Below are 13,482 nucleotides of genomic sequence, written 5' to 3'. Positions count from 1 at the left end.
GAGATAACATTATTGCTGATAAACTATTTTACCTCCAACGATTGTTACCTGTACTTTAATATTTCTGATCTGATCAGGATCAATTTTGGTCGGGTCGGCATCCAAAACGATCATGTCTGCAAACATACCCGGCTGCAAGGTACCTTTCTTCTTTTCCTCGAAAGTGGTATAAGCCCCGGCGTAAGTATAAGCCTTGATAGCTGTCTCTGCATCGATGCACTGGTTAGCGCCAATCACGATACCTTCCCTGGTTTTCCGGTTAACTGCGCTGCCTAACCTTGGCATTGCAGGATATGGCGATACCGGAGCATCCGAATGCAGAGCATAAATTATGCCCATGTCTTCGGCTGTTTTTGTCGGGTGCAGCATGCTCATCCTTTCCTGGCCGTAAACCAGCATTTTGTCGCCCAACTCGTACATATAACAATGGAATACGGGTATAATACCATCCTTCTTTATCTTATCCAGTATCTGCTGATTGGTGATGCTGCAATGCTCTATGCGGTGACGGGGATCAGGACGTGGATCTGATTGCTCTGCTTTCTCGATCGCGGCAATAACCATGTCGATCTCCCTGTCGCCATTGGAGTGACAGGCGATCTGCCAGCCTGCATGATGTATCTTATAGAATAAGCTATCCAGTCCAGCCTGGCTGCGTGCTGGTGGTATGCCGTAGTAATCCTTTTTACCGGTTACCGGGTTGATCATGTCATAAGGTTGATATAACCAGCAGGTTTTGCCGCTCAAGGAATTGCCATGAAAAACTTTAATGGTGTTGATCCGGAGATAATCAGAGTGCACTTGCGGTATTTTTCCGCTAAGTACCTGGTCTAGATAATCCACACCGATGATCAGGTTAAAACGCATAGGAAAATGCTCATCGACTAATTCTTTATAGAACTGTACTTTATCAGGTGAGGTCCAGGCATCGCCTATGCTGGTAATACCACTCGCCAGCACATTGTTAAAGTAAAGCCGGAAACCGGCCATTTCCTGCTCATGGGTAGGTTTGGGCGGATAGATTATGTCTTTAGAACGATGTAAAAATCTTGCTGCCGATTCTTTACAAATACCATCGGGTTTATTAGTTCCGATATATCGCTCAAATGCGCCACCCGGAGGGTCTTTAATGGTTTCATCGATGCCATTAATTTTCATCAGGAATGAGTTGGCTGCCGAAAGATGGCCGCTGGCATGGGTGATGAGAATAGGATGATCCGTAGATGCTTTGTCCAGGCTGTCGCGTATGGGTTGTCCCCCTAAACGCGTTTCGTTATAACCTACGCCACGTATGAGCATTCCTTTTGGTGTAATGGCAGCTTTGCGTTTGAGCAATACGATCAGGTTCTTCATCGAGCTTACCGTATCCAGCTCAAGCTCGGCATAAGGTTCTTCAAAAGCATAGATCGGCGCGGGATGCTGGTGGGAATCGTTAAAGCCGGGAGTAACGGTGCGGCCTTTCAGGTCGATCACTTTTGTACCGTTGGAGATGTATTTTTTGATCTCATCATTACTGCCAACTGCGACTATAGTATTACCCTTTATGGCAATGGCCTGGGCACGGTCGCCTTTTTGCTTTATGGTGATAATGTTGCCATTGTTCAATACTAAATCAGCCTGCTGAGCTGATGAAAGCAGCGGAGCAATCAGCAGGAATAACAATGGAGCGATGTTTTTCAGAAACATTTTTATAAGGTTTATAATTTCAGAAATTATTTTTCCAGGAACTTCTCTTTAAGCTGGGCGATCTTCTGATCGTCAAGACCGATCTGCGTCTTCAGGTAGTTATCAACCGACCCGTATTGCTTAACAATAGCATTAAAGGTAGCATCAAGATATTCTTTTTTCACCCCGGCCATACTTTTTGCCACTTCCGGATCTATGTGCATCGCTTGAGCCATTTGTGCTGCAAGTTTTTCATTCACATCTTTCCTGTAATAGTTGGAGGCCAGGTAATCACTCACGATCGTATCATAAGGCACACCAAGGCTGTATAAAAATAGTGCTGAACCTATACCGGTACGGTCTTTACCCGCGGTACAATGAAATACGAGGCTTTGATCTGCAGGCAGATTAAGCAGCTTGTCAAAAAAAGGCTTGTACCTATCGGCCAGGTATTGTGTGTTGCTATAATAAACAACCATAAGACTGTCGCCCTGGTTGCCTTTTAGCTTTGACATATCTTTCAGCCAGTTCATATTGTCGCTTCCGGCTGGGCACAAAATATAGTTTGTGCCTGGGTTCAGTTTATCAGGCGCCTGTGCAGATTCCTGGTGACCGCGCAAATCAACATCACAAGAAAGGTTCAGACTTTTTAACCTGGCCAGATCAGCATCGGTAAGTTTGCTGATATCAGCGCTGCGATACACCTCACCCCATTTTACATGGCGGCCATCGGCAGTTGCATATCCGCCAAGATCGCGGAAATTAGCTGCTCCCTGTAATACCACATGTCTTTTTGCGCTGTCGGCTACCTGTGCAAAAGTTGTTAATGAAGTAGCTGCAATGAATACGAATAATAAAACGATCTTTTTCATAAGCTTATAATTAAAAAAGCAGGAGCTGAACCACTAGCCCCTGCCGATTATTGAAATTTAATTTACCTATTTGGTCAACCAGGTATCTTTAGTTATATCGTCGGCGCCTCCAAATTGTGATTGGATCGCACTTTTGTAATTTTGCGCATTATATGCGGCCTCATTAGCCGGATATAACCAGCGGCGAGGTATTAAATTGCTGCCGCCTGTAGCAATACCGGTACCACCCTGGTCCCAAACCGGTATACCATTTGGATGAGTGGCGTCAACCGATCTTCTCCAGTTGTAATATGGCTCCCAGCCCGAGTTGGCAAACATTGCTACATAACGTTGTGTAAATATTTGAGCGAGGCCGGTAGCATTGTTACCTGCATAAGCAACATTTGACAAGAACTGCGGAATATTTATGGTAGCAGTTCCCCAGGCGCCGCCTTGCGCTATTTGATTGGGGTTAAGCGTTGGATTGGTAGTGGAGATAGGATAACCAATTGTTACTGTTTGGCCGTTGGTCATACCGTAGTTTGCAAATGAAGCATTTATGCCATTGGTGTACCAGGTACCTGCGTCGCCGGTTGCCCATCCCCTGTTAATGCCTTCAGCAATATTAAAGCATAATTCAGGATAGCCGATGAAAATGAAAGGCTCGGCCAAAGCGCCTGAAGTGCTTGTGTAATAGCGGTTGTAGCTGGTATAAGAATATTCACCGTTGTTAGAATTATCCAGAAGATCAGGCAGCACAAGGTTGTCATTAGCGCCTACGTAAGCAGTAAAATCACTTACTGCTTTGCCGGCTGCAACCTGCGCAGGCGCAGGGGTTGCTACAACAAATAAACGTGGGTCCTGATTTGGAACGGTTACGTTAATATAAGCTTCGCCTATATTTGCAAAGTTGTTATATGGCTGAGCGCCATATTGGAAAATAGGATATGGATTAAAGGCTGCATTAAACTGGTATACTACGTTATCCGAATTGCCGGTCATGATAGGATACTGAGTTGGATTACCCAGTATGGCAGCAAATTTTTGAGGTATCTGCAGATCAGCATTGTCCGTGGCTCTTTTGCTCAGGCTGATCAGGACACGCAAAGTATATGTATTAATAACTTTTTGCCATTGCAGGTAAGATAAACCAAAGATATCGCCTGAATCAAGCTTGTTTCCTGAATTGGTAGCGGTCAAAGGCGCCAGTACAGAATTAGCTTTATCCAGCAGTGCCAGGCAAGCTTTATAAACATCGTGCTGCGTATCAAACTTGGGTGTAAGAACCGTAGCGCTGCCAGCTTCAGAAAACGGGATATCGCCTACACGCTGGGTAAGCCAGATACCTGCATAAGCTTTAAAAAACTGGGCCAGGGCATAATATTTGTTTGTCTGATTGCCTTGTTGCTGGGTCGATTGGGTTTCCAGTGCAATAGCATATTTTAAAATATCATAGCTATCGTTAGTATTGCCGAAGTTATAGTTATTATTACCCCTGTAATACTGGTAGTTAGACAATTCATATTGCCCTGCTGTTGTAGAGTATGTAAAAGGCATCTCATTGGATGTATTGCTACTTCCCGGATTCCTGATCAGCGTTGCGGTAAGGTGATTGAGCAGAAGAGAAGCCGGAACAGTTCCGGTAGCTCCTGCTACGTTGGGGTTATCGACCAGATCGCCTTTCTGGCAGCCGGTTACCGATACCATGCCAATAATTAATATGGCTGCTGGAATTAATGATCTTATTTTCATAAATTTCTTATTAATCATTGTTGAACAATTTTAGAATGTTAGGTGAAGATTGAATCCGAAGCGTCGTGCGGTAGGACTTGACAAGTCAACTGAACCATTATCACCGCCAACCAACGCTTTTGTTGAAGCATCGTAACCAGAAGCGTACTGATCAAGATCGACGTCCTTGCGTGCGGCAAAATACAGCAGGTTCCGGCCTACTACAGATATAGATATCTTTTTGATAAAAGTACCTTTCAGCATGCTTTCAGGGAAGGTATATCCAAAGCTTGCTTCCTGTAGTTTAGCGTATGAACGGCTAACCATATAATATTCATCAACATTGGCCCCCAAACCGCTGGATACATAGCTCTGCACCAGTACAGGTACATTATTAGGTGCAAAAGTTAGCTGGTTTAAGTTGGTGATCACACCACCCGGGCCATAAATTGGAGTACCGCTGGTTATCATCACACCCTGGCCTACATACTTAGGTGTTGCTGCCACAGTACCCTCATTAGTACTGTTCCATTCTGCTAAACGGGCCGCACCAAATGCACCTTCAGCAGTTTCGGCTGCTGTACCGCCGTTGAAAGAGTGGTATTTGGTATAGTCATATATTTTACCCCCGATCCTGCCGGCAACCACAAAACTGAGGAAGAAATGATGATAGCCGAAAGTGTTGGTTATACCGAATGCGAAATCAGGGTCGGCGTAGCCTAAAAGACCATACTGTCCATTCTTCTGCTGCGCGGGAGCTGTTAAAGGTATACCCCCGCTGTTAACGATATCGCCTTGTCCGTCACGTACGAACTTGGTGCCATATATAGCGTCAAGCCTGTCTCCTACATTATAGGTATGACCGTTGAAGAAATAGCTGGTAGCGCCGTCATAAACAGATTTAAGGGTTTCTTTATAAGTAGAATAGTTGGCGTTAATATCCCAGTTAAGGCCATTCTGGCTCTTAAGTACTGAACCCATCAATTCAATTTCAAAGCCATTCTTTTTGGTGGTTATACCATTGATGATCTGGTAATTATAAGTAGTAGATGGGGCAACCGGCAACTGTACGATGTTAGGACCATTTGTGGTTGTAAAGTAAGTTGCATTTAAGCCTAACCTATTGTTGAAGAACTTCAAATCGCCGCCAAACTCATAAGAGCTTACGTCGAATGGTTTTATTTTAGGATTGGCTATTGTTGTCGAAAGGCTCACCGATGGCGAACCGTTATAATATGTTGCCGGTGCGGTCGAGCTTGAGTTTACGTAAGTTGGGCCGTTGTAAGGCGTAAGTAATTCAGAACCATAACCCAGCAGGTTAACCAGCGGCTGTGAGTTCCAGCCTGTACCTAATGCTGTCGACTGAACTGCGTTGTAAGAAGTACCGATATAAGGGCTGGTCAATCCGCCTTTTACGTCGGCATAAGATGCTCTCAATTTAAAGAATGATATCACTTCAGGCAGCTTAATATAGTCTGTTACCACCGAGCTTAATGACACCGAAGGATAGAAAAATGTATTATTACCTGATGGCAGCGTCGATAGGTTATCCACACGGCCCGTAGTGTTCAGGTTGATGTAGTTCTTGTAGCCCAGATCGACTGAGTAGTAAGCACTGTAAACCTGCATCTTTGAATTGAAGTTATAATTCAATATCGGGTTTATCGAGTTGTTCAGATTATAAACGTTTGGAATAGAAAGGTCTTTGGTTGTAGCCCAATTAGACAAATATCTGAATGAGCGCTCGTTGGCTCCTCCCAAAGCATTCAGTTCAAAACCACCGAATTTATGTTTATAAGTGATATTCAGATCGGTGTTATTTTCCAATAGGTTACGCTGATCCTGCCTGTAGTCGCCATACCATCCGAAATAATACCATGACAGGTATTCGTTCAGGTTGGTTGAAGCTGGCACCTGCTCTGTATTCAGCTCATTATAAGTATTCAAGGCTGTACGCAAACGAATGTTCAAATCGCTATTAACCTTATAAGTCAATGACAATGACCCATTTATCACCTGATTTTCGCGACCTTTAAGCCATTTGTCGGCAATAAACCATGGGTTATTTTCGCGTCCGTACTCCTGTGCATACTGAACAAGGTTTGGCACACCCATCGGGCCCTGGTAATAATTTTTCAATGCATCGATAGGATAATCGGAAGACCCGTATACTTTGAACATATACAAATAGCTGTTAGGGCTGTAGCTAGGATCCGGTATGTTCGGCGAATATTGCAGGTTTAAGTTCAGGTCTCCGTCAACACGCAATTTTGGAGAAATATCATAACCTGCAGCAAGCTTAAAGTTGTCGATGTTTAACTTGGTATTAGGAAAGTCGCCCTGCTGAAAAGTATGACCGTAGGATATACGCACATCATAGTTTGATCCGCTGGCGGCAAGAGCGAGTGTATTGGTGGTTGTATAACCTGTCTGAACAAAATCATCGAAGTTATTAGCACCGCGGGCCAGCCATGGCGTAGGTGTACGTATGCCTGTTACCGGATCATACGGGCTATCAAACTGTGTGGTTTTGAAAACACCGTCGAAACGCGGGCCCCATTCGGGCAATCTTTGTGTATTATCATATAATTGATTACCGTAAGCATACTGGTAGTTGGTACCACGGCCATATTGTGTCTGCGACTGCGGTTCAACAAGAAACCCTTTTTCCATTTCAACGGTGTTGTTGAAATCTATCTGCCAGCCCTTTTTATCTTTAGTACCTTTTTTGGTGGTGATAATAATAGCGCCGTTGATACCACGGAAACCATACAATGCCGCAGCGTTAGGGCCTTTCAGCACAGTATAGGTATCAATATCATCAGGGTTAAAGTCATAAGTGTTCGATTCCACAGGCACACCATCAATTACGTATAAAACGTCTTTGCTACCACGCAAAACAACGTTTGGAGCTCCGAAAAACTCAGAGCTCGAACCAATGGTTAAGCCGGCTACTTTACCTTCCATTGATTGCAATGGATTAGCGTCGCGGGCTAAGGTTAAATCGTCGCCACGAATTTGTGATTGCGAATAGCCCAGGCGCTGAAACTCTTTTTTCACACCTAAAGCTGTAACAACTACCTCATTCAGATTTTTAGATTCCTGCTTTAATTGAATAGAATAGTTGGCATCGGATGTTACCGCCACTTCCTGCGTGGTAAACCCAATAGCGCTTATTTCCAGGGTCTCACCTTTATCAGCTGCAAAAGTGAACCGGCCTTCGGCACCTGTTACCGTAGCTCTGGTTGTTCCTTTAACTTTAATGGTTACTCCGGGAAGGGGTTGATTGTTGTTGTCTAACACAATACCCCTGATCGTGTTTTGCGCAAATGCCTTGCCGCAAAACATAAACACGGTTACTAACAAAAGTAGTAATAGCCGCGGAAAATTGTTTGGTAAGTTTCGTTTCATGTGCTATTTGTTTGGCACATAAAACTATTTGCATGTTGTTACAAAACGGTTTTACTAACAATAACAAAAAGTTAACAAATACTAAACAAAAGAAGAAATTCCGAAGTATTGTTAAGCTACACTAACTTTTTTGTATCCAAATCATTACAATGAAGAAAAATGCCTGTTGCGAAAAAAACGAATGTGTCAGAATGACAACAAAAATTTATTCCATTTTTCATTACAATAAACAAAGACTAATCTTTTTAGCGATTCTTTATTTTATAGCCGTTTACAGTCAAAATATTATAAGGAATATTTAATATTCCGGTTGAACGGATGTTTTCTGATCCTATTATATTTTGCCAGCATGGATAAATTATAGCTAATGTTTTTTTGAAGTTTTTCCTTGTCGAGCCTTGGCTCAAGAATATGGATGGTCTCAACGATCTCCGATACCAGCATGGTACCCCGATGCTGATTCAGTACAAAGAGGATTTTGTACGCATAGGTCATTTCCGGTGAGTACTCCGCCGGTATTGCTTCATTTAGGTCATTATCTATTGCTTCATTCTCTTCATTATTCAGAAAAGCATTTAAAGCAAGTCTTACTTTGTTTAGCTCGGCAATAAGCCTTGTTTCTTTTTCTTGTAGCTGACGGATAATAAGGTCATCCGTCATTAAAATATTGTTCATGGCATTAAATATCTAATCTTAGCACGAAATCAGTGATTTACTGTTAAGATAACAGGGGTATTAATAAAATGGCTCAGATCAGATACGCCAGGAACAAATAACAGGAAGTAATTTCTTTGACAGCAGGTTGGTTATTAGAAGAGAAGCAATAGTAAAGAACAAATAAATGCCGGGAATCCATAAAAACAGGGATGACACTATGCCATCAACCGGTAACAGAACAAGTTTTTTATTTAAAATAATTCGCGGCCTCGATGCAAACTTATTTAGTAGCGACTTTTGTCCGGATGATAAATTGCTATTTGCATTACTTGTTGGCTGCGAGATCTGAAATAAAGGGACCAACGATCTTTGGCATAGATTAACATATAAACAAGCAAAAAAAAGATACATCATGCTTAAAAACAGAATGGTATTTTTTCTTAACTTATTGTTCATTTTATAAACGCTTGTTGAAAAGCTAACATAATCGATTATTGTTACTGAATTGTTACGCATTTATAAATAAATACTACAATTATCTTTTTAGGATAGCCATTTATCCGTTTGGCAACTGTTAGTTGACAAATCGGTAACCCTCAAAAATATCTGGTAAATTAACTAAAGTTTAACAGTAACTTAGTTAATCAATAATAAACTATGTTCAGTTTAGCTAAACCAATCACGTAATTCAATTATGCAACGATCATATCCCAAATGGCTGCAGCAGATAGCTTCAAATCCGGTTTGGGTGCTGGTTGCTGCCTTTGGCACTTATTTTTGCATGTACGGTTTTCGAAAGCCTTACACTGCAGCAACTTACAGCGAAACCCTATTTTTGGGTGTCAATTATAAGTTTTTGCTCATTATAGCGCAAACCATTGGTTACGTTGCCGCAAAATGGATCGGGATAAAATTTGTATCTGAGATAAAGCCCGTTCATCGGATTCGGGCAATTTTGATCTTAATTGCATTTGCGCAGGTTAGTCTCCTTCTTTTCGGCATAATACCACGGCCATGGAATATGATCTGCTTGTTTTTAAACGGACTGCCTCTTGGTGTGATATTTGGTTTGGTACTTGGATTTGTTGAAGGCCGAAAAAACACCGAATTTCTGATAGCCGGTTTATGTGCGAGTTTCATCGTATCAGACGGCGTTTCCAAATCTGTAGGCTCAATGCTGCTTGGGCTTGGCATATCCGAAAACTGGATGCCCTTCTTTGCCGGACTGGCATTTATGATACCTATATTATTATTTACAGGTATGCTTTCCATTGTTCCTGCGCCTACCGGAGTTGATATCGAATCCCGGTCGGTGCGCGAGCCGATGACTGGCAGCGACCGCTGGAAATTCTTCAATAAATATGCTCCCGGCCTGGTTGGAATTATTCTGATTTACCTGTTTGCCACATTGCTCCGCAGCGTTCGTGCCGATTTTGCCGTTGAATTGTGGACAGGACTGGGTTATAAACAAACGCCATCGCTTTTTACCGTTTCCGAATTGATCGTATCATTCGGTGTAATCGTTATCATTGGCCTTACCGTGTTGGTTCGCAGCCATAGCAAGGCATTTCAATTCTCACTCTTTACGAGTCTTTGCGGATTTGTGCTGCTGCTTATCACTGTGATAGGCCTTGATCAAGGTCTGGGCAAGTTTCCGTTCATGGTACTGGTGGGCCTGGGCGTTTATCTGCCTTATGTGGCCATCCATGCAGTAATGTTCGAGCGTTTGATTGCTATTACACGCGAGCGCGCCAATGTTGGGTTCCTGATGTATATTGTTGATTCCGTTGGCTATACCGGCTATGTTGGCCTATTAATATTAAGGTATTTAACGCCCACCGGCGAATCTATTCTGTCAATTTTTCTAAAGATATGTACAGGACTGGGAATCCTAGGGGCGCTTATTGTTTTATTTTGTTATTTGTACTTTAAAATCAAACTAAAAAACAACATACGGCCGGTCGTTAATTTTACCGGAAATGAAATAACTGCTAAACTGTAATTTGAAAAAATAAATTACCCCTTTTATAATAACTATAATTAAAGAATACACTAATCAATGGCAAATAAAATAAAAATGGTGGTTTTTGATATGGCCGGAACCACGATAGATGAAAATAACGTAGTTTATAAAACTGTCCAGAAAGCAATTAACGAGGCCGGGTTCAACTTAACGCTCGAACAGGTGTTGGCCCAGGGAGCCGGCAAAGAAAAGCTTAAGGCGATAAAAGATGTATTAAGCACCTACGCAGGTAATAATGATGAAGCGCTGGCAAAACAGATTTATCAGAGTTTTATCAGTCAGCTGGCTGAAGCTTACCGCAAACTGGAAATCTTACCGCAGCCTAACGCTACCGAATTGTTTGCCGGGTTGAAGAAAAGGGGCATATTAACCGTACTGAATACGGGATATGATCGCCAAACCGCACACACCATCATAAAGAAACTGGGTTGGGAAAAAGGAAAGGAATTTGATGAACTGGTGACCGCGACGGAAGTTCACAAAAATCGCCCGAACCCCGATATGATCTGGTACGCGATGAAAGAATTTGGCATTGAAGACAGTAAAACTGTAATTAAAGTTGGCGATTCAACAATAGATATCGAAGAAGGAAAAAACGCCGGTTGTGCTTTAAGCATCGGCATCACTACCGGTGCCCATGTTTACGAACAATTAGAATCAGCTCAACCGGATTATATCATAAATAATCTTATTGATTTGGTTCCAATAATTGATTCGGCTGTGTAAATCTTACGGAGATTTATATTTATAAAAAAACTTCAATAAAAAAGCCTCACAGATCTGTGAGGCTTTTTAGCTCCTGAGGCTGGGCTCGAACCAGCGACCCTCTGATTAACAGTCAGATGCTCTAACCGGCTGAGCTACTCAGGAATCATTTTCCGGTTTGGAGTGTGCAAAAGTATGATTTCCGCCTTTAATTCACAATATTTGCGCAAAAAAAATTAAAATTATTCTTACATGAGTTTAATAGTGATTGGCTCGGTGGCCCTTGATGACATAGAAACCCCCTTCGGGAAGGCCAATAAAATAGTAGGCGGAGCAGCGCCATTTGCCTGTCTGGCAGCATCTTACTTTTACAATAAGGTAAAGCTGGTTGGCATCATCGGCAAGAACTTTCCGAAGTCTGAAATCAATGTATGGCATGATCATAATATCAATACAGAAGGTCTGCAGATTGACGAAAACCGACTGAATTTTTACTGGTCGGGTAAATATCATACAGATATGAACAGCCGCGACACATTAGAGACCGGATTGAATGTGCTGGAGGATTTCGACCCGATCATCCCTGACTCGTACCAGGACTGCGAATATCTCATGCTGGCGAATTTGGCACCGATAACACAGCAAACCGCTATTAAAAGATTAAAGAAGCGTCCTAAACTGATCGTAATGGATACGATGAATTTTTGGATGAACGTAGCGCTGGACGATTTGCTGGCAACTATTAAACTGGTTGATGTATTAACGATCAATGATGCCGAAGCCCGTCAGTTATCAGGAGAGTATTCACTTGTTAAAGCAGCCAATAAAATACTATCTATGGGCCCTAAATACCTTATCATTAAAAAAGGTGAACATGGCGCCCTGTTATTTGGCGAAGGAAAAATATTCGCCGCCCCCGCCCTTCCGTTGGAAGATGTATTTGACCCAACAGGCGCAGGCGATACATTTGCCGGTGGTTTTATCGGCTACATGGCAAAAACCGGTGAAATAAATTTTGCCAATATGAAAAATGCTATCATCTATGGCTCAGCTTTAGCATCCTTCTGCGTAGAAACTTTCGGTACCGAAAAATTGAAAAATCTGACTGAAAAAGCCTTGACAGACAGGATACAGCAGTTTATAGATTTAGCTAAGTTCGAGATATTATAAGAAGTCAGAGGTCGGATGTCAGAGGTTTGGAAAAGGCTCTGACATCTGCCTTCGGACTTCTGACTTCAAATAAGTCGGCCTATCGGATCAAAATTCTCAAAAACCCATTCATCATGTGGTGCGTCGGGTAATTCTGCGGTCAGGTCCTGTCCTGCCCAATGCTCATAATGCTGACCTTTGCGCCATAGCCTGCTTCTGCTTACGTCGTAGATCAAGCCTTTGTAGGCTATCCAAACTTCGGGCTTGTCCTGCCCGTTGCGTAACGCCAACTGGGAGCGCGTATAAACAGGCAACTCACTCATATCAAACCCAGTTTATGTTTTGAGATCGCCTTCAAATAAAGCATACTTTTATTGGTATCAGTAATCCTGATACGATGCTGCAAAATAATCCGGGCGGGCGTTTTAATGATCTTTTTCAGCAACTCGCCATAATACATGTAAGCGATATAAACACCCAGCCTTGCTCCCTGGGGCAGATCTTTTATCCCTGTAAAACCTTCGGCCAGGTCTTTTTTTATATCGGCCTCTATTTGTGCTTTTTCGGTATCGGTAAAATGGTTGAAATCTACGCCAGGAAAGTAAATGCGTCCCCGTTCGTGAAGATCAGCCTTAATATCCCTCAGGAAATTTATTTTTTGAAGGGCGGAACCTAATTTTTGAGCAGGCGATTTTAAACGGTTATACAAACTATCATCGCCCTCGCAAAATACGCGAAGACACATTAGACCGATCACTTCGGCCGAGCCATAGATATAGGCATCATATTCATCCTTTTCAAACGACTTCTTATCCAGGTCCATCTCCATCGACCTCAAAAAAGCTTCAATCAATTCCAGATCAATATGATATTTGTTAACTACTAACTGGAATGACTGCAATACAGGATTAAGACTGATCTTTTGTTCGATGGCTTTAAAAGCATCGGCCTTAAAATCATTGATCAATTGATGCTGGTCATGTCCATGAAAAGTATCCACAATCTCGTCAGCATATCTTACAAATCCGTATATGGCGTAAATGGGGTAGCGGTAACGCTCATCGAAGGCGTTGATACCCTTACTAAATGAGGTGCTGTACTTATTAGTAATCAATTTACTGCTTTCAAAGCAGGTATCATCGTACAGGTTCATTCGTTTCTCAGCAATTTCGCCAAATCTACGAATTCAGCCGGGAAATGGATTTCAGCATCGCAAAATCTATTGTTTACTTTGCATTGAGTTAATACATGAGCAAAAACAAACGGGTAGTAGTTATCGGCGCAGGCTTT

Annotated in this window: 10 protein-coding genes and 1 tRNA gene; 3 read left to right on the top strand and 8 right to left on the bottom strand. The window is 42.4% G+C overall.

What is annotated here, in order from left to right:
* Nucleotides 1–9: 9 nt before the first annotated feature.
* From VIM89_RS08525 to VIM89_RS08505, 5 genes are all read right to left on the bottom strand, one after another.
* Complete coding sequence (locus VIM89_RS08525) at nucleotides 10–1,686, bottom strand: amidohydrolase (RefSeq protein ID WP_488155729.1); 1,677 nt, start codon at nucleotides 1,684–1,686, stop codon at nucleotides 10–12.
* A gap of 26 nt (nucleotides 1,687–1,712) precedes the next feature.
* Nucleotides 1,713–2,537 carry a tyrosine-protein phosphatase gene (locus VIM89_RS08520; RefSeq protein ID WP_488155728.1) on the bottom strand — a complete coding sequence of 275 codons (825 nt, stop codon included), beginning with the start codon at nucleotides 2,535–2,537 and terminating at the stop codon, nucleotides 1,713–1,715.
* Between the two features lie 66 nt (nucleotides 2,538–2,603).
* Entirely contained in the window at nucleotides 2,604–4,268 is a 1,665-nt protein-coding gene (locus tag VIM89_RS08515; RefSeq protein ID WP_488155727.1) for a SusD/RagB family nutrient-binding outer membrane lipoprotein, read from the bottom strand.
* 30 nt (nucleotides 4,269–4,298) lie between these two features.
* Nucleotides 4,299–7,658: a SusC/RagA family TonB-linked outer membrane protein gene (locus tag VIM89_RS08510; RefSeq protein WP_488155726.1), complete on the bottom strand. Its 3,360-nt coding sequence runs from the start codon at nucleotides 7,656–7,658 to the stop codon at nucleotides 4,299–4,301.
* A gap of 285 nt (nucleotides 7,659–7,943) precedes the next feature.
* Entirely contained in the window at nucleotides 7,944–8,333 is a 390-nt protein-coding gene (locus VIM89_RS08505; RefSeq protein ID WP_488155725.1) for a hypothetical protein, read from the bottom strand.
* Between the two features lie 676 nt (nucleotides 8,334–9,009).
* Between VIM89_RS08505 and VIM89_RS08500 the strand changes: the two genes are divergently transcribed.
* Nucleotides 9,010–10,317 carry a DUF5690 family protein gene (locus VIM89_RS08500; RefSeq protein WP_488155724.1) on the top strand — a complete coding sequence of 436 codons (1,308 nt, stop codon included), beginning with the start codon at nucleotides 9,010–9,012 and terminating at the stop codon, nucleotides 10,315–10,317.
* A 57-nt stretch (nucleotides 10,318–10,374) separates the two neighbouring features.
* Nucleotides 10,375–11,064, top strand: a complete 690-nt coding sequence (locus tag VIM89_RS08495) for a phosphonatase-like hydrolase (RefSeq protein WP_488155723.1) — start codon at nucleotides 10,375–10,377, stop codon at nucleotides 11,062–11,064.
* Between the two features lie 70 nt (nucleotides 11,065–11,134).
* On the opposite strand, the gene VIM89_RS08490 is transcribed toward VIM89_RS08495, so the two are convergent.
* Nucleotides 11,135–11,208: transfer RNA gene (locus tag VIM89_RS08490), tRNA-Asn, on the bottom strand.
* Between the two features lie 87 nt (nucleotides 11,209–11,295).
* Between VIM89_RS08490 and VIM89_RS08485 the strand changes: the two genes are divergently transcribed.
* Complete coding sequence (locus tag VIM89_RS08485; protein WP_488155722.1) at nucleotides 11,296–12,213, top strand: PfkB family carbohydrate kinase; 918 nt, start codon at nucleotides 11,296–11,298, stop codon at nucleotides 12,211–12,213.
* A gap of 65 nt (nucleotides 12,214–12,278) precedes the next feature.
* Here VIM89_RS08485 and VIM89_RS08480 read toward each other — a convergent pair whose 3' ends face one another.
* The gene (locus tag VIM89_RS08480; protein WP_488155721.1) at nucleotides 12,279–12,515 is read right to left on the bottom strand and encodes a cytochrome b5 domain-containing protein; all 237 of its coding nucleotides are present in this window, start codon (nucleotides 12,513–12,515) and stop codon (nucleotides 12,279–12,281) included.
* Entirely contained in the window at nucleotides 12,512–13,345 is an 834-nt protein-coding gene (locus tag VIM89_RS08475) for a phytoene/squalene synthase family protein (RefSeq protein ID WP_488155720.1), read from the bottom strand. The genes VIM89_RS08480 and VIM89_RS08475 overlap by 4 nt, the downstream gene beginning before the upstream one ends.
* Between the last annotated feature and the right edge of the window lie 137 nt (nucleotides 13,346–13,482).

Origin of the sequence: Mucilaginibacter sp., assembly GCF_036568825.1 — a bacterium.
Taxonomy (GTDB): Bacteria; Bacteroidota; Bacteroidia; order Sphingobacteriales; family Sphingobacteriaceae; genus Mucilaginibacter.
Note: the sequence above shows the minus strand (reverse complement) of the source record. Positions and strands in the feature narration are given on the sequence as shown.